A 24,117-nucleotide genomic window follows, 5' to 3' on the forward strand; every position below is an offset into this window, starting at 1 on the left:
AGGTTACGAAGCTGCGCCGCTATTCGTCGCTTTGCAGGCTATTGGGGTCAAACACCCCGCCGAAACCACTGTTGTTGGACGGAGCGCTTTCGGAGTCAGACCCACCATCTGCGCCTTCGTTTTCGTCACCCCCTAAAGAGTTCGGTGCAAAAACATTGCCAAAGCCGCTGTTGTTCGACGGTTTCGGGGTGGTTTGAACACCGCCCTGTTCCGCTTCTTCAGCTTCGCGTTGCTTGCGGCGTTCTTCACGCTGTTTGCGCAACTCTTGAATACGCTGTTCCGCTTCCAGCTTCTTCTGCTCGCGGACATCGGCAATACACTGCGCCGGATTGTAGGTGGCCGCAGTGCCTACAACTGTGATCGTTGCGACGGCGAATACAACCAACAGAACCGCTGCCATGTTGCCGGAAAAGAAGCTGGGCAGTTTGATCTTGCCGGCCAGCTCCTCAACCGTCGCGTTCTTGCGCGCTGTTGCCACCAGTTCCTGACGTTTCAGCTTGGCTTCGTTCAGCAGGGCGAAGAACACCGTGAGCGCCACGATGATGAAGGCCAGCGCCGAGATAGCGGGTGTGATGCCATAACGGACCTTTTGGGCCAGCTCGATCGTCAACGTCGGGTATTCACCGAAGGTGAAGGTGGTGGTGTTGTAGTTTTCGAACGATGCGAGGAACGCCAACACCGCTGCCGATGCAATCGCCGGGCGCATGAACGGCAACAGGATCTTGCGGAAGGCCTGTGCGTGGCTGGCACCAAGGTCCAGCGCAGCCTCGGTCAAGGCAACGTCGTAGCGCTGCAAGCGTGCCACCAACACCAGCATGCAGTAGCTGGCGATAAAGGTTGATTGGCCGATCACCGTCAGAAAAATGCCATTTGACAGGAAGCTGTCCGCCCCCAGCCCCAGCATCCGGTTGATACGATCCCAGAACACCAGCGTCGAGATACCCAGAACAACACCCGGGATCAGGATCGGAGCGATAATGATCGTATAGTAAGTCGCCCGCAGCTTTGGCCAGATCTGGGTCAGCATCAGTGCACCTGCCAGACCCATGGCCACTGACAGGATGACCGTGCCGATCCCGATGATCAGTGAGTTCTTGATGCCGTTCAGGATGCGCTGATCCTGAAACAGCTCGCCAAACCACTGGAAGGTCAGACATTCCCACGGGCTCATCCGTGGGAAGCCGGACGAGTTGAACGCGGTGATCGACATGATCACAAGCGGGCCCAGCAGATACAGGAAGAAGATCGCCAGATAGACCCAGATGCTTATGCGGAGAAAGGAATTGTTCATTTCCCGATATCCCCCATGTTCACTTTGAACAGGCGCATCATGGCCAGCACGAACAGGATACAGGTCACCAGCAGGACGATCGCGTAAGCAGCCCCTTGCGGCCAGTCGTTGTTATCGTTGAACTGCTGATAGATCAGCTGAGTGAACCACAGCGACGACGGCCCGCCCAGGATCTGCGGTGCCGCCAGCGCGCCCGCAGACAGCATGAACACCATCGTACAGCCCGAGCTGATCCCTGGCTTGGCATATGGAATGACCACACGCCAATGTATCCGCCACCACGGCGCACCAAGGTCGCGCGCGGCTTCGATCTGATTTTTGTCTAGGCTTTCTATGACGTTATACATTGGGAAGATCATCAGCAGAATATAGGCATAGCCCAGCCCGGCATAGAGCGCGATATCGTTCCGGATGAAGTCGAACGGCGTATCCCAGACCCCCAGCCCCACGAACAGCGTGTTCAGAACACCGGTTTCACCGAAGATAATGCGCAACGCAAAGGCGCGCAGGATTTCGTTGATCCAGTAAGGAATGATCAGCATGATCGCGAAGATGCGGATATGGCTGCCTTCGGACTGCCCCAGATAGTAGGCGATCGGATAGCAGATGATCAGGTTGAAAATCGTGACGCAAACAGCCGCCACGAGGGTGCGGAAGAACACCCGCAGGTCAACCGTGTTGTAATCCTGACTGCCGCCTTCAGGGCCGTATATCAGGTACTTGTAGTTCTCCAGCGTATAGACGTCCTTCGGCCCGCCGATCTCTGGAGGCGGGAGGTTTGGACGGAACGAGAAATCCAGCATCGACAGCTGCGGCAGGATGATAAGGCCGATGGTCCAGAACAGAACCAGACCAAGGATCGCCAAGCCCATACCGGTGCCGTTGCGATTGAAGAATTCTTTCAGAAATCGGGGCATGAGATCGTCCCCCTATTCCGCTGCCAGTTCACCGGCGGGAACGATGACCGCGTTATGCGTCTCGTATTCCAGCGTGATGTTCTGTCCGGTGTGGTCCTCGAAAGACTGCCCATGGTTGGGGATCGAGACCTTGATTTCTTTTCCGCCTTCACCTTCTGTGAAGATGTTGAAGACGTTGCCCTCGAACTCTTCATGATTGACCCGGGCAGTGACGAAGTGATCGCCCGTTGCGCCATCGGGGGCAATTGCAAAGGCCTCGGGACGGATGAACATCATCGCGTCATCACCTTCTTTCATCTTGCCCTGATTGGCCGTCGAAATCCTTGCGACCAGATCACCAGAACGGTTGGTCGCGATCAAAGCTTCCTGGCCCATCACTTGCTTGATTTTACCGCGGAACACATTGTTTTCGCCGACGAATGAAGCCGCAAAAGCCGTGTTGGGATCGTTGTAAATCGTCTTCCCGTCGGCGATTTGATCAATCACACCGGCACGCATGACGGCGATATTGTCCGACATGGTCAGCGCTTCGCCCTGGTCGTGCGTGATGTAGATGAAGGTAATGCCCACGCGCTGCTGAATTTCACGCAACTCGGTCCGCATGTGCTGGCGCAGCTTCAGGTCAAGTGCCGAAAGGGGCTCGTCCAGCAACAGCACGTCCGGTTCGGCGCACAGTGCCCGGGCAATCGCAACACGCTGACGTTGACCGCCTGACAATTCGCTTGGCAGCTTGTCCCCCTGCCCCGGTAACGCAATCATGTCCAGAAGCTCATCGGCGCGCCTGCGGCGTTCGGCAGCACTGGCCCCTTTGATTTCCATAGAAAACGTGATGTTTTCCCAGACCTTCATCAGCGGGAACAATGCGAGGTTCTGAAAGATCAGCGCCGTCGGACGCTTGTTGGGCCCGATGCCACGCATATTGTTGCCACCAATGAGGACGTTGCCTTCGCTTGGTTCAAGAAAGCCGGACACTGCCCTCAGAATAGTTGTTTTTCCGCAGCCCGATGGCCCGAGGAAAGAAAAGAAATCGCCCCCGTTGATGTTGACGTTTGCATCGCGCACGGCGACGAAGTCGCCGAAACGGATCCACAGGTTTTCCAGATCGACTCCGACCCCTGCACTCATTTTTGGTTTCTCCCTGAGGTGCGTGTTGTCACCACACAGTATTACTGTCCGCCACGCCGGGACGGCGCGCAGATGGGTGCCCCCCGCAGGATGCGGAGGGCGAAGGTTCGGAACGCTTAAGCGCTCTTGAACTTGTTGACGAACTCGGTCCGGGTTTCAGCATACCACGGCGCTTCTGCCGGCCACGGATTGAGATTGGCCAGCGAGTCACCCGGATAGGCCTCGGCAAAGTTCTTCTTGTAGGTGTCGCCGGAATACTGGTCGGCTCCCAATACCGGCGAGTTGTAGCCGTGGCTGTCAATCGCAACACCGGCCGGCTTGGCCTGATAGGCAAAGTCGATGAAAGCGTAAACCTGATCGATATTCGCGGCACCAGTCGGCATGGACATACCATCCACCCAAGCCATAGCACCTTCGACAGGCGCCTGATAGTGTACTGGCTCGCCTGCGGATTTCAGTGCAAGGGGTGGGCCGTCCCAAGTTTGGCCAACAATAACGCCTTCGTTCAGAAGACCGTTCTTCTGTGTGTCGGCGTCGTTCCAGATCAATTTGATGCGGTCCTTGCGTGCAACGCACCAGTCGGTGATCTGGCCCCAAACCTTGCGCATGGTGTCTTCATCACCATATGCCGCCCAGACCGAACCCGGCTCCATCTCGCCAGCGCGTTCCATGTAAAGGCCGGCACCCAGCATCATGGAATGCGCGCGGCCCATGGTTTTCCCAGCGTTCGCTTCCGACCACACGTCGCCATAGGACGGCGCATCACCATCCGGCAGCCACAGGTCAGTACGGTAAGCGATACCTTCTGTACCCCAGATATGCGGCAGCCAGTGCGCACCTGAATCGCCAAAGTTCCACGCATCAGTACCAATCTTGGCCATGGCAGGGTTCACCAGATCGATCGGAACCTTGTTCATGTCGAAAGGCTGGAGCAGCTCCAGCGGTTCCCACTGCAACGACCGGTTGTTGGTCGGTGAAACGATATCAAAACCCTGGCCCTTGGTGGCCTTCATCTTGTTGATGATCTCTTCGTTCGAGCCGATACCGGTATAGTTCACCTTGATTCCAGTAAGCGTCTCAAACTCTTCGATGAAGCTGGGCGGCAGGTAGTCCGACCACATCAGAATGTTGATTTCGCCCGACGAAGCCAGAGCGCTCTTGCTGTAAAGGGGTGCCGCAAGTGCCGCGGCACCTGCGCCTTTCAACACAGAGCGTCTCGAAAATGAAGAATGTTTAGCCATAGGTGATCTCCCATTGTTGGATGAGTTTGTTTTTGTATTTTTATTCATAGGACTTTCTGTGCCCGTTCGTCAGTCCAAAAGTGACAGTTTACGGAATTCTTATGTCCAGTTTTTGTTCTTGACACGTTTCGGTTGAATTTCAGAGCGTTAGTTTACCTGCCATACGGTAAAATCGCGCGCGCCAACCGGATCCGAGCCGATCAAAATTCGTCGTGATCCACCACTAGGCAGGGGTTTGGACATGTCACCAAAATTGAAAGCAAAATGCAACGTACCGAGTCGGGTTACGCGTAGGTCTGGATCGCAGTCCAGAGGCTTCAGCCCTGCCCATTCCAAGACAGCGCGCATAATCTCGTGCACGAGCGCACCGCCGGGTACCATGGCCAGATATGTCGCACGATCCGACCGGACGACCGCTGGGCTGGCGTCGCAATAGGCACTTTTGAAGCGCGCCAGGACATTTGCCTCGGTCTCGACGATTTCGCGCCAACCAGCAAAGTCAAAAAGCTGACCGTTCTGCAACTGCACGGATTCCCTTGCAATATCCGGCAGCGATTCGACACGGGCGATACGGACGCCGGTCAGATCCGCCAACGCACCCGGCGCCAGATTCGAAGGGGTCTGCATTTGAGCTGTCGTGCTGCCGGATCGGGCACCAATCAAAAGCTTTGCCCCCGAAACCTCAAGTCTTGCGGCCAGATCCGGGGTCACGATCATGCTTTGCGGCAGCACGATCAGTGCGTAACCTTCCAAACCATCCTCGGGACCCACAAAATCAATGTCCACCCCCAGACAGCGCAAGGCGGTGTACCATTCGCGGAAGATATGGGAATTGGGGAAGTCATCATCATGCGGCAGAATATCGGCCGCCCAGATCGAAGCGTAATCCAGCATCATCGCCACCGAGGCTTTAACGCGCGTCGTTGACGGCAGGTTTTCGCGATCCTTCACAATCTGAGCCAGTTCGAGCGCGGCTTGATCCAGACTGTCATCCGAGCGCAGCAAGGCTGTATGGTATTGTTCCTGCGCGAACTTTGCCTGGCGCCATCGAAAAAACATCACAGCTTGCGCGCCGTGTGCATATGCGGCCCAGGTCCAAAGCCGAACCATCCCTTCGGCTGGGGAAGGGTTTTGTGCCGCCCAGTCCACCGGCCCCGGCTGCTGTTCCAACACCCATACCCGCCCCCGCCCCTGACTGCGATACAAGTCGCAATGAAACCCCTGATAATCAGGCGCGCCGGTTCGCAGATAACGGCGCTTTTCCTTCTCTGACAGGGTTGAGCCCATCAGATTACCCAGCGGGTAGCTGTCAAAGCCGACGATATCCAGATCGGCGGCCACTGCGTGGTGATCAAATTCGAAACTACCGGCCATGAAGTTGTGCGTGATATCTCGACCCGGCGCATGTTCGCGCAGCACGTCCACCTGTGTCTTGTTGAACAACCGCACCCGGTCCGAAGAATAGCGCCTGAAATCAAGGGCATGGGCGGGGTTGGGTGTAGCAACCAAACCATTGGGCAGTTCAATCTGGTCAAAGCCGGAATAGAGGCTCCCCCAGAACACGGTCCCCCAGGCCTCGTTCAATGCGTCAATTGTACCGTATCGTTTTGCCAGCCATCGCCGAAATCCCGCCCGTGCGGCATCGGAATAGCTGAGAACGGTGTCGTGGTCATTGTACTCATTGTCGATCTGCCAGGCATGGACATGAGGGTTCTGGCCATACCTGGCGGCATATTCCGTGGCGATCCTTTGCGCCTCGGCCAGGTACACGTCACTGGAAAAACAATAATGTCTGCGGGAACCATAACCCCTGACCCGGCCGTCCGGGCCAACCGGCAGAATTTCGGGGTGCTCATCAATCAGCCACTTGGGTGGCGCAGCCGTTGGAGTCGACATCATAATCCGCAGACCGGCCCGCCCCAGAATCTCGATGACGTCATCCAACCAGTCCCAGTGAAACCGCCCGCGTTCCGGTTCAATCAGACCCCAGGTGAACTCGGCGATCCGAACCCAATCCAAACCCATCCCGGCCATCCGCGCGGCGTCACTGCGCCACTGGGACGGGTCCCATTGTTCGGGGTAGTAGCAAACCCCAAGCTCCAGTTTGCTCATCGGTTGTCCTTTGCCGTGCGCCGTTCGATCCATTTCAGGAAGCTTGCGCAACCGAGGGTGAGGACCACGTACAGAATTGCTGCCGTATTGAACGGCGCAAAGGGCAGAAAGCTTGCTGCCTGAAACTCTCGCATCCTTTGGGTCATGTCGCGGACGGACAGGATGGACAGCAACGAGGTATCCTTGATCATCGCGATAAATTCGTTGCCCAATGGCGGGGTGACGATCCGCAGGGCTTGTGGCAGAACGATCAGCCGCGCCGTCTGCCAGCGCGACAAGCCCAGCGAACTGCCTGCTTCCAGCTGCCCTTTCGGGATGGCCTCGATCCCAGATCGGAAGATTTCGGCCATATAGGCCGAATACCCGACCGAAATCGCGATGATCCCGCGTGTCATGTTGGTCATGTCAATGCCGCCTCCCGTGGCATCCTTGACCGCGCCCGCCAAGGGCAGGCCGATGTAAAGAATGATCACCAACATCGGAATGCCGCGTATCGTGTCCACGAAAAATTCAGCCCCGACGGCCAAGGGATGCAGCTTGTGCTGTGCGCCGCCAATGGTCAGCGTCAGCAGCAGAAAGCCGAAAACAGCAAAAGCCAGAGCGGGATTCCGGTATTTGTCAGGCAAGAAACTGGTCTGCCACAGAACCGGATAGCCTTGTGAATGAACGTCCACGGGAACAAACGCTCCGGAAACGCTGTCTACGGTTTCAATCTGCTCCAGGGCGGCCGCTGCATCAGTGGCGCTGCGTATGCGGTATTGTTGTTCGCCGGCACCGTCGAACTCTCCAAACCGGATGATTTCAGCCTGCGCCTGTGGCGTGCCGCGCACAATGGCGATGCGCCCTTCGGTGCTTCCGACCAGAACGTAACTGACCTGCGGCTGCACGAAGAAAAAGGCTGATATCGCAAGCAATGACAGGCTGATGGAACCATACAGGATCGTGGTGCGCGCCCGTGGTTTGAACGATTGCAGCCCCACCCAGATCAGGCCCAGAATGGCCGAGAAGATATAGGCGAAGATGGCTGCGCGGAACGTAATGGCAACGCCCGTCGCGAACTGCCAGTGGGCCATGAACATCAGATAGAACAAAACCGCACCTGTAAGGCATTCCAGCCCCAAAAGAACGCGCCCGCGCCAAGGGGGTTGCAACCCTGCGGACAGCAGGCTCAAGGCGACAACAGCTGTGTATGCGGCCAGAAGAACTTGCAGTCCTGTTTGAATCTGGGTCACGACTTCGGGATACAACACCCACGTCTGACTGGACCGGTCGATCAGGGTTGATGTGTTCTCGCTGAGCGCATGAAAGAAAACGGATTCCGCGAAGGGCATCAAAAGCTGTGGAGTTAAAAAGCTTATGACCAAAAGCGCAATTGACGCGGGCAGCGCCGCAAGGGCCGAAACCCGCAACCAGCCGGGGGCGTGATTGGTAAAACGTGCATACCGGGCGCAGAGATATCCAAGGATTGCAACCGAGACGATCAGCAGAAAGCCGACGAAAATCGGCCCTGCATTGTTGCCGACCCCCAGAATTGCAATCAGAGATCGCAGATACTTCGAGGACGTGGCAAACAGATAGATGATGAAGGGAGCGGCTGCGAGCAATACAAGATTGCTCGGGCGGATCGTGCTGAAACGCGACATGGAACTTCTCCGCTGAAACATGGCCCGGCAACGACTGCCGCCGGGCCCGGAAGGGCTTGAAGGATCAGTTTGTGCCCCAGTATTTGGCCTTCAGCGCGTCCAGCGTGCCGTCTTCCTGAATGGCGGCAAGACCGGTATTGATTGCATCCACCGTCGGGTCACCTTCCTGAAACACGATACCCAATGGATCCGATTGCAGGCCTGTGATGCCCACGGTCAGTTCTCCGGCAAACTCCTGCTCGTAGGCCGCGGCAGAGGTGCCATCGATGATCACCCCTTGCACATCTGCGTTCTGAAGCGCCAGAATAGCTGCCGAGAAGTTGTCGTAGAGGCTGACATTCTCGCGCCCTACAAGCTCTTCCGCCAGTTGGGCGTTGGTCGTCGCGGTTTGTGCCGCCAGTTTCTGGCCACCCGCTTTGAAATCCTCAAGCGTCAGATCCGCGTTGTCGACTTGCAGCAGAATGGCCTGGCTGACAACGATGTACGGTTCGGAAAAGTCCATAGTCTCTTCACGTTCGGGCGTGATCGACACGCCCGAGATGACCAGGTCGAACTCACCCTGTTGAAGCGCCGCAAAGATGCCGTCCCAAGCGGTGTTTACGAAATTCGGAACGCAATTGATCTTTTCACAGATTGCATTCATCACATCGACATCAAAGCCTACGATTTCACCGGTTGTTTCGTCGACGGTTTCCATCGGGGGATAGGTTGCATCCGTTCCGATCTTGAGAACGCGACCTTCCAGATCGGCGGCAAAAGCCGCCGGCGCTGTCAGCATTGCAAGCGTTGCAACGGCAAGTAGGTTTTTGAACATGTTCGGTTTCTCCTCTGTTGGCTCAGTTGGTCTGCGCCATGCCCGGCGCCGGGGTGTCAGGTTGCCGCTCGATCAATGTGGCCCTGATCTTTTTTTGCGTTTCCGACGGATCAACGCCGTCCAGTGCTTTAAGCATGAATTCCCCCAGCATGCGGCTGGTCTCGCCTATCGGCAAATAGTAGGTGCTGGGCGGGGGTATGAAATACTGGCTAAGCTTCAGATCGTCGTTTGAAATAACAACGACATCCCTGCCGACCTGAACGCCCATGTCGGCCGCAGCGGACAAGGCGCCAAGGGTCATCGCCTCGTTCGCGCAAATGATGGCGCTTGGCCGGTTGTGCATTCGCATGAGCGCCGCAAAGGCCCTTTGCCCGGTCTTCGCCGTGGTCGGGCCGGGATAAACAAGGGCCGGGTCAAACTCCATGCTACCTGCTGTCAGAGCATCTGAATACCCCTGGCGACGTTGACGGGCATAGATCAGGTCATCCGGCGGGTTGATAAGCGCAATCCGCTTATGGCCCAATGCCAGCAGCCGAGCCGTTGCATCAAAAGCAGCGGCCTGACTGTCGAGATCCACGTAAGGATGTGGTTGGGCACTGTCACTCATCCCGTATGTGACAAACGGAAAACCTTTATCTTGCAGATAAGCGATACGCGGGTCATTCACGCGAGTTCCGGAAAAGATCACGCCGTCTGCCAACCCTTCCTGCACGATGGAATGTAGGGTCTGCAATGCGGCTTCAACATCTCGTACACTGAAGACGCTCAACTCATAGCGTGACCCTTGAACCGCGTCGGATATTCCGGCCAGAATCCGGGTAAACTCCACACCCTCCCACTCTTCAGCGGCACTGCCCGAAACGCTGACCAATACCGCAATCCTGTAGGATTTATTGGTGCGCAGTTTCAGGCCATCCAGATTGACCCGATACCCAAGCTCGGACGCCGCCTTTTGGATCTCCTCCCGCGTTTCCCGTTTTACCGAAGAAGCGCCGCGCAGTGCGTTTGAAACCGTGCCGACTGAATAGCCGGTCATACGGGCGATCGATTTGATCGTTGCCCGCGCCATCAGCCGATACCCCCAAGCCGTTCAGTCAAAAACGACCGCCCCGTTTGCAAGGTGCGCCTGTGATCGGCGGTTTCATCATGCTCGACGAAAAGGTCGGTGCACTTGGTGGTTGAAAGGGCTCGTATCGTGGCGTCCCAATCGACAACACCCTCACCCGGATTGCGCCAGCGCCTGTCGCCTGATCCGCCCTGCGGGTCCACGTCCTTTGCATGAACAGACAGGATGCGATCCGCATGGCGCGCCAGCAGGTCAGCCGCGTCCTGACCAGCCGCGACGATCCAACCGATATCAGGCTGCCAATAGATGTTTTCTTGCGCCAGAATCTGTTCAAGAGGCGTTTTTCCCGGCGCCCCGAACAGATCAAAATCGTGGTTGTGATAGGCAAGACTTACGCCGTGATCCCTCAGTCGATCCGCCCAATCGGACAACTGGCCCGACACTGCCTTCCATCCCTCGACAGTGCCGGGCCGCGCCTGTGGCGCCAGCCAAGGCATGACCGCCACCTGGCATTCCAAAAGGTGAAGTACTTCAACGATGTCATCGAAACGCTCGTGGAACTCCTCCCAATCGAAATGTGCAGAGCGAAGGATAAGACCTGATTGATGGACGATGCGCGCCATCTCTTGCGGTGTCATGTCATGCAGACCGGTGGTTTCGATATCCGAAAACCCGCAAGCAGAAACCAACTTCAGTTGGTCCGTGAGGTCACCGCATTGCCGAACCGTGTAAAGCTGCGCCGATACCCGCATTTTTCACCATTGAAACGTTTCAATTATGGTGAAACACAAAACGCAATTCTGTCAAGAACTGCGTTTCGCTGCTATTTACGCATGGACAATCCATTGTGGAACAGATGCACCTTGTCCGGTGCGGCCGTGACCGAGACCGTCTGGCCGCGCAGGTTCCGCTGAACCCCCGGCAGCTTTGCAATGACTGCATCCGCACCATTGGTTTTCTCAAAATACAGCAGCGTGACTTCGCCCAGGGCTTCGGTGAAATCCACCTTGCCGGACAGAATCGCGGATTCTTCCGTCATGGCCAAGTCTTCGGGGCGCACCCCGATATTGACCTTTTTCCCCAGGTCACTGTCTTCGGTTGGAACCGCGGATCTTGCAATCCCGCCTGATGACAGTTCGACGGTGGTCATTTCGCCGGTTCCGGTGATTGTGCCGGACAGCAGGTTCATGGAAGGCGAACCGATGAACTGCGCAACAAACTCGTTGTCAGGCGCCTCATACAGTTCAAGCGGTGTCCCGACCTGCGCGATGCCCTTGTTGGCCAATACCACGATCCGACTGGCCAGTGTCATCGCCTCGACCTGATCGTGGGTCACGTAGATCATGGTGCTGTCAGGCATGGCCTCTTTCAGACGCGCGATCTCGATCCGCGTGGCCACCCGAAGTGCCGCGTCGAGATTCGAGAGGGGTTCGTCGAACAGATACACCTTTGGGTCACGTACGATCGCGCGCCCGATGGCAACCCGTTGACGCTGCCCTCCGGAAAGAGCTTTTGGCAGGCGGTCCAGGAATGGTTCCAGCTGAAGGATTTGAGCGGCACGGTCTACGGCAGCATCAATCTCGGCCGTGGGCATCTTCGCGATTTTCAGGGCAAAGGCCATGTTCTCGCGAACGGTCATGTGGGGATACAAAGCATAGCTTTGAAACACCATCGCGATGCCCCGCTGTGCAGGCGGAACATCGTTCATGACCTGCCCTTCGATTTCCAGCGTGCCGCCTGTAATCTTCTCCAACCCGGCAATCATCCGCAGCAGGGTGGACTTGCCGCATCCGGAAGGACCGACAAAAACGATCAGTTCGCCTTGTTCGATGTCGAGGTTGATGTTCTTCAAAACATCGACAGGGCCATAGGACTTGGCGACGTCCGTGAGGTTGAGTTCAGACATGCTTTATCCCTTTTTCCTGTACATCAGGATGAACTGCGCCGCGTTCAGGACAACGTTGCCGCTTCCTTCGACACCGCCTAGGTCCTGACCCATCACCTGCCAACTGCCTTCGGGCAGCTTGAACGCGGCAGAATCCGTGCCCAGATTGAAGGCGCAGAATATCTGCTCATGCGAATCCTCACGCACAAAAGACAGAATCGAACCCGTTTCCGTCATGCCGGTCTGCGCCCCCTTTGCCAAAGCAGGATGCGCATGCCGCAAGGCGATGGCGCGACGGTAGTGGTTCAACATCGAGCTTGGATCCGCCTCCGATCGGTCCACCGCCTGCCCGGCCTGCTGTGCGCTTACCGGCAGCCAGGGCTCTGCGGTGCTGAAACCCGATTGTTCATCTTGTGCTGCCCAAACCATCGGTGTGCGGCAGCCGTCGCGGCCCTTGTATTCGGGCCAGAACTCGATGCCATAGGGGTCTTGCAGTTTCTCGAACGGCACATCCGCTTCGTGCAGGCCCAACTCCTCGCCCTGATACAGGCAGGCAGAGCCGCGCAGGCACATCATGAGAACCGCGTGCTGGCGGGCTGCCGCGACATCCAAATTCCAGCGCGAGACGTGACGTTGCACGTCGTGGTTGGAAAATGCCCAACATGGCCATGCGTCACCTGCCTTCGCTTCCAGCTGGTCAAAAACGTGCTTTGTGTAAGTGGCTGTCAATGCACGTTTTTCCAGGAACTCGAAGGCATAACACATGTGCATCCGCTTATCCCCGGATGTGTATTCGCCCATGATCTCTAGCCCACGCTGCGCATCTCCGACCTCGCCCAGACAAGCCCGGCCTTCATATTCGTCCGTCAAGGCCCGCAGTCTTTCGAGGAAGGCGATGTTCTCGGGCTGGCTTTTTGAAAACAGGTGGTCCTGATGGTTGTAGGGGTTCACGGCCGGTGCGATCGTGGCGTTGCGTTGATCCATCGGCAGCGCAGGATTGTCGCGAAGCGCCTTGTCGTGGAAATAGAAATTGATGGTATCCAGCCGAAAGCCATCCACCCCCAGATCAAGCCAGAACCGCGCCACATCCAGCAACGCATCCTGAACATCCGGGCAGTGGAAATTCAGATCCGGCTGCGATGTCAGGAAGTTGTGCAGATAATATTGCAGCCGTCGGGCATCCCATTGCCAGGCCGAGCCTCCGAAGATCGAAAGCCAGTTGTTCGGTGGCGTGCCATCCGGTTTGGGATCCGCCCAAACATACCAGTCGGATTTCGGGTTTTCACGACTGCTGCGGCTTTCGATGAACCAAGGGTGCTGATCGGATGTATGCGACAGAACCAGATCAATCATGATCCTCAGACCCTTGGCATGGGCCTGATCCAAAAGCTCTTTGAAATCCGCCAGCGACCCGAACATGGGGTCGACATCGCGGTAATCGCTGACGTCGTAACCAAAATCCTTCATCGGCGATTTGAAAAACGGCGAGATCCAGATTGCATCAACGCCCAGCGAGGCGATGTAGTCCAGTCGCGCAGTGATGCCCTTCAGATCACCGATTCCATCCCCGTTGCTGTCCTGAAAACTGCGTGGATAGATCTGATAGATCACACCACCGCGCCACCAATCCGAAGACAGTTTCGTTGCATTGCTGCGTACAAAGTTGTTCTGCACGTTCATCAGACGCCTCTATTTGACAGATCCGGCCAGCAGGCCCCGGACCAGGTATTTTTGCATTGCGAAGAAGACGACCAGCGGCACGAAGATCGAGACAAAGGCAGCGGTCGCAAGGATTTCCCAATTGCCGCCACGTGTACCCAGCAGCTCGACGATGCGGTTCGTCATCACGGTTGTCTGGCCGGTCGCGTCGATCAGGAAAACCTTGGCAACAAGAAGGTCATTCCATGTCCACAGGAACTGGAAGATCGCGAAAGACGCCAGCGCCGGGAAGCTGAGTGGCAGGATCAGTTTGGTAAAGATCTGAAACTCGGTGGCGCCATCGACGCGGGCGTTTTCGATCAGATCACGCGGCAATCCGGCCATGTAGTTGCGCAGCAGGTAAATCGCCAGTGGCATCCCAAACCCTGTATGCGCAAGCCAGACTCCCAGATAGCCTTTGCCGATCCCGATATTGAGGTGAAATTTCAGCAACGGGATCAAGGCCAATTGAAGCGGAACGACCAAAAGGCCAACAACGGCCGCGATCAGCAGGGCGCGCCCGGGAAACTCCATCCATGCCAGCGCATAAGCCGCGAAGGCAGCAACCAGGATCGGGATGATTGTTGCAGGGATGGTCACCGTCAGCGTGTTGAAGAACGCCTTGGCCATGCTGTCCGTACTGCTTTGATCCAGAAGAACCTTTCGGTAGTTTTCCAAAGTGAACTCGGGTGGCAGTTCCGCTGTTACGAAGATGCGCGCGCCACGTTTCCCTGTGAATTCCTCGGTGTTTTCCATCCGATAGTTGCCCGTCGCATCCACCGTGATCGTACCACCTCGGCGCAGTTCGGCTGTTTGGCCCGGTTCAAATGCATCAACCTCGCGCGAACTGATACCCCATCTGGAAATCGTTGCTTGCTCATCCTCGCCGAACAGCGCCCCCTGAATGACATACACTCCGTTTTCCAGCACCTGCGTCTCGGGCGCGGCACTGCGAAGCGTCAGGTTTTGTTCAGAGGGAAACAGCGACCGCCACCAGCCGCTGGACGAAATCTGATCTGCCGTCCGAAAGGACGAAATCAGCAAGCCAAGTGTAGGAATGACCCAAAGAGCCACCAGGAAGATGACTGACAGATGCACCACCCATCTGAGCGCGGGTTTGGTTCCGGCGATATCGCTCATGGCTTACTCCATCTCCTTGCGCGCGTTGCGCACGTTCCAGACGAGGATCGGCGTAACGAGCAACATGATCACCATGGCCGAGGCGGATCCGACGCCCCAGTCATTGGCGCGGAAAAGCTTGTCGTACATGTAGTTTGCCAGCACCTGTGTCTCCCACTGGCCGTTGGTCATGGCAAAGACGATGTCAAACACTTTGAGAACGGTGATCGTGATCGTCGTCCAAACAACAAGGATCGTGGTTTTGATCTGCGGCACCTTGATCTTGAAGAAGATCTGAAAGGGATTGGCCCCATCCAAAATGGCCGCCTCGATGGTTTCTTCGGGAATACCGCGCAAGGCCGCCGACAGGATGACCATCGCGAAACCCGTCTGTATCCAGATCAGGACAACCATCAGAAAGAAACTGTTCCAGAAAGGGATTGTTAACCACGTGTTGGGTTCGGTTCCGCCGAAGAAGATGTACAGCGCGTTCAGGATGCCTATCTGGTCTTGTTCCGCTGGTCGCGCATCATAAACCAGTTTCCAGATCACCGATGCACCAACAAATGAAATGGCCATCGGCATGAAAATCAGGGATTTGGCAAAGTTCCCCCAGCGGATGCGGTCGGTCAGTTGCGCCACAAGAAGACCAAAAGCCGTTGACATGGCCGGCACGACGATCAGCCAGAACATGTTGTTGCGCATGGCTTCCCAAAACTTCGGCTCGGCCGCCATTTGGGTATAGTTGTCCAGGCCAACCCAGCGGTATCCGCCACTGGGCACGCGTTCCGTAAGCGAAAGGCGCAAGGTTTCAACCACCGGATACGCCAGATACAGCCCCAATGCAGCAAGCGCCGGGAACAGGAACAACCACGGGCGGATCACGTTCGCGCGGTTGATGTTTCGGCCCGCATTTGGCCCGCGCGGCGGAAACAGGACTTTGTCCAGAAACTGGTTGGAAAGATAGAAGTAGCCCACGCAACCCGACACGCCGATGGCGATCGTCAGCAGGCCTTGTAGTGCGGGTGTCATGGTGCGCCCATCCGTTTGGCAAACGGGGCGGCCTCAGGGCCGCCCCATGAGTTGGTCACTTGATTGCGTCCCAGGACGCCTGGATTTCACGTGCCACGGTGGCTGCATCTTTTGCACCTGACGAGTAATCGACCATCCCGGTCCAGAACGTACCTGCCCCGACCGCACCGGGCATCAGGTCGGACCCGTCAAAGCGGAAGGTCGTTGCGTTGGTCAGAATTTCGCCCTGTCCCCGCTGTGCATCATTCGAATAGTTCGCCGGGTCTGCACCCAGATGGGGCGTCAGGAAACCATCCTGCGACATCATGATCTCATGGGCGAAAGGTGTCTTGAGGAACTCCAGAAAGGCTACGGCTGCGGGGTTTGGGTTGGTGATTGTGAACAATGTCCCGGCCCCAAGTACCGGTGTCCCCAAATCTTTTTCGGCATAAGCCGGGAAGTAGAAGAAATCAGCATCCACCCCCAATTCGGTGCCTTCCGGAAAATAGGCGGGAATAAACGAAGCCTGACGATGCATCATGCAAGCGGGCGGGCTATCGAAAAGACCTTTGGGGCTGTCACGGAAATCGATTGCCGCTGTGTCGTCTGCGTCACCTACGACATAGTCGTCATTGCGGGTAAAGCTGCCATATTCCTCAATCGCGGCTATGACGCGGGGATCATCGAACTTCATTTCGTTCGACACCCATTGGTCATAGACTTCAGGTGGTTGCGTACGCAGCATAAGATCCTCGACCCAGTCCGTCGCAGGCCAACCCGTTGCGCCGCCCGAGGCCAGACCGACGCACAAGGGCGTTTCGCCGTCCTCGACCATCTGATCCATCAGAGCTTTGAACTCTTCCATGGTTTCGGGCACTTCATACCCAAAATCTTCGAAATTTTCGGGCACGTACCAAACCAGCGATTTGACGTTCACATTAAAGAAGAACCCGTAAAAATCGTCAGACCCTTCCGCGTTCTCAAACGTACCCAGATCGACCCAGGATTGACCCGCGGCGAAGTTTTCCTTGATCCAGTCCGCAGTCCCTTCGGCCAATGGCGTCAGATAGCCCTGTTTTGCGAGGTTTGCCGCCAGACCAGGCTGCGGGAAAACAGTCAGATTCGGCGCCGAGCCCGCGGCCGCATCAATCAGGATCTGCTGTTCCAGAGAATCCGAACCCACATAGCTGGAATTCGCGCCTGTTGCCTCATCGAAATAGGCCACGAGGTTTTCGAAGGACTTGCCCTCGCCAGCCAGCCACGGGCCGAAAATGGTCAGGCTTTCGCCGGACAGATCATTCGCTTCGGCAAAGGCCTGAAACCCGTCCCAGTCAAAACTGCCCTCGCCGACGGCGTGGATCATCTCACCCTCTGCCTGAACTGATCCGGCCATCAGGGCGAGTGCCGCCGCACCTGCGTAAAGCCCGTGTTTCATCAAATCCTCCTCCCAAGCTTTCATGTATTCAAAGACTCACTTTCAAAGCGCTTTGGATGCCGTGTGTTATCCGCTAACACTGGCGCCCTGTCAATATTTTGCTTCCCAGCGCCGAAATAAATTATATTTTCTGCTTTCAACGCAAAACAAGTTGACGGATGCCGTATTTGCTCACAAAACAAAAAAGAGCCACTCAATTTAAGGCGCTTTGAATCATAAAATGAACCTGAAGCAGCTCTCGGAAGTTCTGGGCCTTTCGCAAACTACGGTCAGCCGGGCGCTGAACGGGTACCCCGAAGTGAGCGAGGACACACGTGCGCGCGTTCAAGCCGCGGCGCGCAAACACGGGTACCGGCCGAACAGTCGCGCCAAAGGGCTTGCGACCGGACGATCGATGGTGATCGGCCACGTCATTCCCAGCTCGTCCCGGCATGAAATGGTCAACCCGATCTTCGGGGATTTCGTCGCCGGTGCCGCAAGGAAATACGCTGAACATGGCTATGACATGATGTTCACCAATGCCGACGACACTTCGATTGAAGAAGCGTATCGGAGTCTTTTTCAGCGCGGCGCGGTGGACGGTGTCGTGCTGCAAGGCCCCAAAGTGAACGAACCACGGATCGAAGTCCTGACCCGCATGGGCGTCCCATTCATCGTGCACGGGCGCTCGACCGGCGTCGACGCTCAATATGACTGGATCGACGTGAACAACAAAAGTTCGTTCATGCGCGCCACGCGCTTTCTGATTGACCTTGGCCATCGCCGTATCGCTCTGATCAACGGACTGGAAGATATGGATTTTGCCCAACGCCGCCGCGACGGATATCTTGAGGCGCTTGGTCAGGCCGGGCTTGCGCCCGATGCAAATCTTATGCGCAGCGCTGAAATGACAGAGGTCTACGGCCATCACGAAACGCAGAACATGTTGCGCCTCGATTCCCCTCCGACCGCTATTTTGTGCTCATCGATGATCTCTGCCATCGGCGTACGGCGTGCGCTGTCCGAAAACGGGCTTGAGATGGGTACGGATGTGTCAGTGATCGCCCATGACGACGACCTGTCCTATTTGAAGAACGGGCAGGATGTTCCGATTTTCACGGCAACACGCTCATCCGTCCGTCAGGCGGGTGAAATGGCGGCTGACATGTTGATCCAGCGCATCAAATCCCCGAATGATCCCGTCAAAACCAGGCTGCTGGAGGCCGAACTGGTCGTTGGCAGGTCAACCGGCCCTGCGACCAACAGGGTGCAACCATGAAACACGCACGCGCTGATTTTCCCAAAGATTTTCTCTTTGGTGTTGCCACTTCTGCGTACCAGATTGAAGGCCACGCACAGGGCGGGGCGGGGCGAACTCATTGGGATACCTTTGCGGCGTCGCCAGGCAACGTGGTGCGCGGGGAAAACGGAGACGTCGCCTGCGATCACCTGAACCGGTTCGAGCAGGATTTCGATCTGGTGCGCGAGGCCGGGTTTGACTGTTATCGTTTTTCGACCAGCTGGGCACGCGTGCTGCCGGACGGGCGTGGTCAGGTCAATCAGGCCGGGCTGGATTATTATGACCGATTGGCGGACGCCCTGCTGGAACGCGGTATCCGCCCCTGCGTGACGCTTTATCATTGGGAACTGCCGTCAGCGCTTGCGGATCAGGGGGGATGGTGCAATCGCGATATCGCCGATTGGTTCGCGGATTATACGCAGGTCATCATGGGTCGGATCGGAGACCGGATGTTCAGTGCCGCGCCGATCAACGAACCCTGGTGTGTCAGTTGGCTGAGCCATTTTGAAGGCCACCATGCGCCCGGTCTGCGCGATATCCGCGCCGCCGCCCGGGCGATGCATCACGTTTTGTTGGCCCACGGGCGGGCGATTCAGGCCATGCGCAGTCTTGGGATGGGCAATCTGGGTGCCGTGTTCAACCTCGAATGGTCCGAGCCAGTAGATGACAGCGCGGAAGCGCGGCTTGCGGCAGATCGCTACGATGCGATCTACAACCGGTTCTTCCTTGGCGGTGTTTTCAACAAGGAATATCCCCAAACAGCCCTGGAGGGGTTGGAGCCGCACTTGCCCAAGGGCTGGCAGAACGACTTTGAAACCATCGGCACACAGGTCGATTGGTGCGGGTTGAACTACTATACCCGAAAATTGATTGCCCCGGCGGACGCCGCCTGGCCCAGCCTGCAAGAGGTTCCCGGACCGTTACCCAAAACGCAGATGCGATGGGAAATCGATCCCTCTGCCCTTACCCGCTTTCTTGTCAGAACAAGGAAAGACTATACGGGCGCGCTGCCAATCTATATCACCGAAAACGGTATGGCGAGTGAGGAGCGCGTGCAGGACGATGATCGTATCGATTATCTCGACAAGCACCTTGCGGCCGTGCTGGACGCTTTGGCACAAGGTGTTCCGGTGAATGGCTATTTTGTCTGGTCGCTGCTGGACAATTATGAATGGGCCTTCGGGTACGAGAAGAGGTTTGGACTGGTGGACGTGGATTTCGAAACACTTGCGAGAACGCCCAAAGCGTCTTTCATGGCGCTGAAATCCGCCCTGTCCGGGGGTCAGAGCGTCTCTCAGCCGTTAGCGCAACCATTCGGTGCCGTGCATGAGCATTGGAACCTGGTTGCGGATATCGGCGGTACGAACACACGTCTGGGCGTCGTCACGAACGGAGAATTGGCAGATCTTCGGAAACACCCGACGGGGACATTGGAAGATCTGCTGGAGGCGTTTCATGATCTCAGGGACGAGATCGGAACCAACCCACAGGCCGTCGTAGCAGCCGGAGCCGGGCCGGTCAGGGACGGAACGATTCAGCTGACAAACGCAAACCTGGATCTTTCGGAAACCGAGTTGGCGAAAGCAACAGGAGCAGAGCGCACCTTTGTCATAAATGATTTCACCGCTGCGGCGTGGTCGGTGGCCGAGGTGACCCGGTCGGATGTTGCGGTCTTGCAGGGTCAGGCAACGCCGCCCGCAGGCACACGGCTGGTTGTAGGGCCCGGAACCGGGCTTGGCGTTGGTGCGTTGCTATATTCCGAAGGCAGGTATCACACGGTTTCCGGCGAAGGCGGGCACGTGGGCCTGTACCCGCGCCATCGCGACGAAGTTGATATCTTTGAGGCGGCACGTCGCATCGCACCGAGCTGTTTCTTTGGGGACAGCCTAGCGCTGGAAGCAGAAATGTTCCTAAGCGGAACCGGCCTGCCGATCCTGTATCAGGCGGTTGAATTTGCAGCCGGTCAAGCGCGAACTCAGGCGCGCTCTGCAAAGGACATTCTGAACGATGCCCGTAACGGCACCGATCTGGTCGCCGAAAAAGCCGCGCAGATTTTTACCACCCATCTGGGTGCTTTGATGGGTGATCTGGCGGTCACCTTGATGCCGGAGGGGGGCGTTTTCCTTGTCGGCGGCGTTGCCGAGAAAAACCGCTGGCTATTCAGTGACGACTTCAAGGATGCGTTCAACGGCGGCGGCCGCTTCAGCGACTTGCGCCGCTCCCTGAACCTATACGTATCTGAACAGGCAGAGTTCGGGATCATCGGCGCAAACAACTTTTGCAAGAACGCGCTGCGACAGTAACCAGCCAAACCGAAATTTCTATTCCGAGAAGGACCAAGACATGATCCTGTGCTGTGGTGAAGCGCTGATAGATATGATCTCAGAACCGACCGTGTCGGGTGCACTGGGCTTTGTGCCACATACCGGTGGTGCAGTTCTGAACACAGCCGTCGCGATGGGACGTCTGGGTGTTCCGGTTGGGATGCTGACAGGTTTGTCATCGGACATGTTCGGCCAGCAATTGATCGATGCGCTGAAAGCCAGTCATGTGGACACGACACATGTGATCATCTCGGACCGTCCTACCACGCTTGCCTTTGTGCAGCTCTCGGAAGGGCACGCGACTTACAGCTTTGTTGATGAAAACACCGCGGGCCGGATGTTGCTGCCAGAAGACATGCCCGATCAGCTTCCTGCTGTCTCAGCCCTGTATCTCGGCGGAATCAGCCTTGCCTGTGAACCTTGCGCAGATGCCTATGCCGCCCTTCTGGACCGCCACGGTTCCGACCGGGCGGTGATGCTGGATCCGAATATCCGCCCGGGTTTCATCAAGGATCAAACCCGGTTCAGAGCGCGTTTGAACCGCATGATCTCACAAGCGGATATCGTCAAGGTTTCAGACGAGGACCTGGACTGGATCATTCCGGGCGCTGAATCCGAAGCCGCGAAGGCGTCTGTGCTGTTGCAGGCGGGTCCTTCCGTTGTCATCGTCACGCGTGGCAGCGACGGGGCGCACGGCTATCTGGCGGATGGTTCCGAAGTCTCGGTTCCTGTGAAGCCCGTTGAAGTGGTCGACACGATCGGCGCAGGTGACACGTTCAACGCCGGCGTCCTGACCGGTCTCAGCCGTGCAGGGCATCTGACCAAATCAGGTCTGCGCGGATTGACGGCTGAAAGCCTGCAAGCAGCCATGGAGCTGGGCGCTGACGTGGCGGCCGTGACCGTTTCCCGAGCCGGGGCGGAACCCCCCTGGGCGCACGAGCTTTGACCTGCGGGATGGCATGATGAAACGATCCGAAATCAACCGTATCAAGACCCAGGCACAAGCATTCATTCAGTCCTTCGGTGCCGTGTTGCCACCCTTTGCGGATTGGTCGCCCGAGAAAATGCGCAGCCCTCTGGCGGAAACGATCCGCGGCCGCGGGCTGGGATGGGACATAACCGATTACGCACAAGGCCGTTTCGACGAACTTGGACTGTTTCTGTTCACTCTGCGCAATGGCGAGGCGAAGGATCTGAAATCCGGGCGCGGGATGCTCTATGCGGAGAAACTACTGATCTCGAAAGACAATCAGCTTTCTCCGATGCACCGGCATATCGTCAAGGCAGAAGACATCATAAACCGGGGCGGCGGCGACCTCGTTCTGGAAATCCATGCCTCGGATCCAAACGGTGGCGTCGACCGCGACAACCCGGTGACGGTCCCAAGCGATGCCTGCCCTGTAACCTTGCAACCCGGAGAACACTTGCGGCTGAAGCCGGGGCAAAGCGTAACTTTGATGCCCGGCATCTGGCACGCTTTCTGGGCCGAGCGCGGCGATTGCCTTATTGGCGAGGTATCGACCGTGAATGACGACCGTACGGACAATGTGTTCGAAGAGCCGATCCCACGGTTTTCGAAGGTCGAGGAAGATACCGATCCGGATTTTCTTCTTGTATCAGACTATTGACACCGTTCGGTCCGGGCTGGCGCAGCAGGATCGCTGGCTCAACTGTTGCAATTCCATCCACCACCCTTTCGCCTGCCGCTTGACAAGTCTGGCATAGCCGGACTAGCTGAGCGGGATGGTTCCGTAAGGGATGAAAATGGGAACACGGTGCGGCGCTGGAATGTGCCAAGTCCGTGACTGCCCCCGCAACTGTAAGCGGAGAGCGACGCCACTTCACCACTGACCCGTATGGGTTGGGAAGGTGGGCCGAGCCTTGACCCGCAAGTCAGGAGACCTGCCATCGCATGGTAACCAACCCGGGGCGGGGCGTCCCCGAAGGAGGCTTGATGGCGCGTTTGCGTAATATCTGGGTATGTGCCCTCTGTCTGCATCTGGCAAACGACGGAGACGGCAATGACCTGCTATTCTGATCACTACGTTCTGATCTGTTCAACATGTCAGGGGACGATGCCTGCCGAGGCTGCGCAAGACGCGCTGGATGCTCAGCTGCCTGACGGTTTTGAAACCCGAATGGTGGCCTGCATGGCAGGTTGTGAACGGGCCATGACCGTCGGATTTCAGGCCGCAGGCAAAGCGCAGTACCTGTTCGGCGACATTAAGACATCACACGACCTGGATGCCCTGGTCGAATTCGCGACCCAGTTCGGCGACAGCGACGATGGCTGGACCAGCGCTTCGGACCGCCCTCCTGCCCTTTTCGCAAAGACCCTGTCGCGAATACCCGCTTTGCCATCCCGAGGGACATCATGAGCTTTCTGGTTGCCGAGGATCTGGAGTACTACGCGCTCAATGGTGATATCCTGTTGCAGGATGTATCCTTTCGTCTGGAAGAAGGATCAATTCTGGCAATCGCCGGGCCGAACGGCGCCGGTAAGACCACTCTATTGAAACTGCTGTGCGGGATTGAACGGATTGCCTTGGGTGATGTTTGGATAGAAGGCCAAAGCCTTCGTACCCTGTCCGCCCGCCAACGCGCCCGCTCCATTGCTGTGGTCGGACAGCAGGAAATGCCCGACGGACGGATGCGCCTGCAAGACTACGTTGCGCTGGGACAAATCCCGATTCAGGGCGAACGTTCGGTGGCTCAGCACAAGGCTGATCTTGAACGGGTGCTGACGACGACCGAGCTGTCGCATTTTGCCAACAAGACGATGGGTCAACTGTCGGGCGGAGAACGTCAGCGCGCACATATCGCGCGCGCGCTGGCCCAGAATCCGTCGTTGCTGTTTCTGGACGAGCCAACCAACCATCTGGACCCCGATGCCAAGGGGCACATGCTGTCTCTGGTCGCTGATCTGGGGGTAACGGTCGTCATGATCGTCCATGATCTGGTCATGATCCCGGAATTCGCCAGCCATGTGGCGTTGATGAAAGCCACGCGTCTGACAGGGTTCGGGCCTGTTGGCGAAGTTCTGACCCCAGACCGGGTGCGTGAGACATTCGGCGTGGATTATCTGTGCTTTCAGCACGAAGGCCGCATGATCCCCGCACTGGATATCCGAAAACGGAAACTGTCATAATAACAGGAG

The 24,117-nt window shown here is 57.1% G+C and carries 20 protein-coding genes, 1 pseudogene and 1 riboswitch; of the genes and pseudogenes, 7 read left to right on the forward strand and 14 right to left on the reverse strand.

Going from position 1 to position 24,117, the window contains the following annotated elements:
- Positions 1–19: 19 nt before the first annotated feature.
- From GS612_RS00820 to GS612_RS00885, 14 genes are all read right to left on the reverse strand, one after another.
- The gene (locus tag GS612_RS00820) at positions 20–1,291 is read right to left on the reverse strand and encodes an ABC transporter permease (RefSeq protein ID WP_171638764.1); all 1,272 of its coding nucleotides are present in this window, start codon (positions 1,289–1,291) and stop codon (positions 20–22) included.
- Complete coding sequence (locus GS612_RS00825) at positions 1,288–2,208, reverse strand: ABC transporter permease (protein ID WP_171119259.1); 921 nt, start codon at positions 2,206–2,208, stop codon at positions 1,288–1,290. The genes GS612_RS00820 and GS612_RS00825 overlap by 4 nt, the downstream gene beginning before the upstream one ends.
- A gap of 12 nt (positions 2,209–2,220) precedes the next feature.
- A complete protein-coding gene (locus GS612_RS00830) occupies positions 2,221–3,333 on the reverse strand; it encodes an ABC transporter ATP-binding protein (RefSeq protein ID WP_171638765.1) in 1,113 nt (370 codons plus the stop codon).
- Positions 3,334–3,449: 116 nt separating this feature from the next.
- Positions 3,450–4,574 carry an extracellular solute-binding protein gene (locus tag GS612_RS00835; protein ID WP_152460253.1) on the reverse strand — a complete coding sequence of 375 codons (1,125 nt, stop codon included), beginning with the start codon at positions 4,572–4,574 and terminating at the stop codon, positions 3,450–3,452.
- A gap of 147 nt (positions 4,575–4,721) precedes the next feature.
- Positions 4,722–6,686: a beta-galactosidase gene (locus tag GS612_RS00840; protein WP_171638766.1), complete on the reverse strand. Its 1,965-nt coding sequence runs from the start codon at positions 6,684–6,686 to the stop codon at positions 4,722–4,724.
- The gene (locus GS612_RS00845) at positions 6,683–8,329 is read right to left on the reverse strand and encodes an amino acid ABC transporter permease (RefSeq protein WP_171638767.1); all 1,647 of its coding nucleotides are present in this window, start codon (positions 8,327–8,329) and stop codon (positions 6,683–6,685) included. The genes GS612_RS00840 and GS612_RS00845 overlap by 4 nt, the downstream gene beginning before the upstream one ends.
- 64 nt (positions 8,330–8,393) lie before the next feature.
- A complete protein-coding gene (locus GS612_RS00850; protein ID WP_171638768.1) occupies positions 8,394–9,143 on the reverse strand; it encodes a basic amino acid ABC transporter substrate-binding protein in 750 nt (249 codons plus the stop codon).
- A 22-nt stretch (positions 9,144–9,165) separates the two neighbouring features.
- Positions 9,166–10,212, reverse strand: a complete 1,047-nt coding sequence (locus GS612_RS00855) for a LacI family DNA-binding transcriptional regulator (RefSeq protein ID WP_171169566.1) — start codon at positions 10,210–10,212, stop codon at positions 9,166–9,168.
- The gene (locus GS612_RS00860; protein WP_171638769.1) at positions 10,212–10,961 is read right to left on the reverse strand and encodes a sugar phosphate isomerase/epimerase; all 750 of its coding nucleotides are present in this window, start codon (positions 10,959–10,961) and stop codon (positions 10,212–10,214) included. The genes GS612_RS00855 and GS612_RS00860 overlap by 1 nt, the downstream gene beginning before the upstream one ends.
- 71 nt (positions 10,962–11,032) lie before the next feature.
- Positions 11,033–12,115: an ABC transporter ATP-binding protein gene (locus tag GS612_RS00865; protein WP_171169562.1), complete on the reverse strand. Its 1,083-nt coding sequence runs from the start codon at positions 12,113–12,115 to the stop codon at positions 11,033–11,035.
- 3 nt (positions 12,116–12,118) lie between these two features.
- Positions 12,119–13,774: an alpha-glucosidase gene (locus GS612_RS00870; protein ID WP_171638770.1), complete on the reverse strand. Its 1,656-nt coding sequence runs from the start codon at positions 13,772–13,774 to the stop codon at positions 12,119–12,121.
- A gap of 9 nt (positions 13,775–13,783) precedes the next feature.
- The gene (locus tag GS612_RS00875; protein ID WP_171638771.1) at positions 13,784–14,932 is read right to left on the reverse strand and encodes a carbohydrate ABC transporter permease; all 1,149 of its coding nucleotides are present in this window, start codon (positions 14,930–14,932) and stop codon (positions 13,784–13,786) included.
- Positions 14,933–14,935: 3 nt separating this feature from the next.
- Positions 14,936–15,943: a carbohydrate ABC transporter permease gene (locus GS612_RS00880; protein WP_171638772.1), complete on the reverse strand. Its 1,008-nt coding sequence runs from the start codon at positions 15,941–15,943 to the stop codon at positions 14,936–14,938.
- 55 nt (positions 15,944–15,998) lie between these two features.
- Positions 15,999–17,357, reverse strand: a complete 1,359-nt coding sequence (locus GS612_RS00885) for an ABC transporter substrate-binding protein (RefSeq protein ID WP_171638774.1) — start codon at positions 17,355–17,357, stop codon at positions 15,999–16,001.
- Positions 17,358–17,577: 220 nt separating this feature from the next.
- On the opposite strand from GS612_RS00885, the gene GS612_RS00890 reads away from it, so the two are divergent.
- The 7 genes and pseudogenes from GS612_RS00890 (at position 17,578) to GS612_RS00915 (ending at position 24,108) form a co-directional block, all read left to right on the forward strand.
- Positions 17,578–18,615 (forward strand): LacI family DNA-binding transcriptional regulator, encoded by a 1,038-nt coding sequence (locus GS612_RS00890; protein WP_171638775.1) that lies wholly within the window; start codon positions 17,578–17,580, stop codon positions 18,613–18,615.
- Positions 18,612–19,913: pseudogene (locus tag GS612_RS20460) on the forward strand (GH1 family beta-glucosidase); the annotation flags it as partial. The gene GS612_RS00890 and the pseudogene GS612_RS20460, both read left to right, overlap by 4 nt.
- Positions 19,890–20,939: an ROK family protein gene (locus GS612_RS20465; protein ID WP_253286121.1), complete on the forward strand. Its 1,050-nt coding sequence runs from the start codon at positions 19,890–19,892 to the stop codon at positions 20,937–20,939. The pseudogene GS612_RS20460 and the gene GS612_RS20465, both read left to right, overlap by 24 nt.
- Positions 20,940–20,979: 40 nt before the next feature.
- Entirely contained in the window at positions 20,980–21,906 is a 927-nt protein-coding gene (locus tag GS612_RS00900; RefSeq protein ID WP_171638777.1) for a carbohydrate kinase, read from the forward strand.
- 16 nt (positions 21,907–21,922) lie between these two features.
- Complete coding sequence (locus GS612_RS00905; RefSeq protein WP_170345326.1) at positions 21,923–22,588, forward strand: D-lyxose/D-mannose family sugar isomerase; 666 nt, start codon at positions 21,923–21,925, stop codon at positions 22,586–22,588.
- Positions 22,589–22,687: 99 nt separating this feature from the next.
- Positions 22,688–22,885, forward strand: a riboswitch (cobalamin riboswitch).
- A gap of 96 nt (positions 22,886–22,981) precedes the next feature.
- Complete coding sequence (locus GS612_RS00910) at positions 22,982–23,338, forward strand: DUF1636 domain-containing protein (protein WP_170345325.1); 357 nt, start codon at positions 22,982–22,984, stop codon at positions 23,336–23,338.
- Positions 23,335–24,108 (forward strand): ABC transporter ATP-binding protein, encoded by a 774-nt coding sequence (locus GS612_RS00915; RefSeq protein ID WP_170345324.1) that lies wholly within the window; start codon positions 23,335–23,337, stop codon positions 24,106–24,108. Before GS612_RS00910 ends, GS612_RS00915 begins: the two co-directional genes overlap by 4 nt.
- The last annotated feature ends 9 nt before the right edge of the window (positions 24,109–24,117 follow it).

It is taken from the genome of Ruegeria sp. HKCCD6157, assembly GCF_013110685.1.
Taxonomy (GTDB): Bacteria; Pseudomonadota; Alphaproteobacteria; order Rhodobacterales; family Rhodobacteraceae; genus Ruegeria.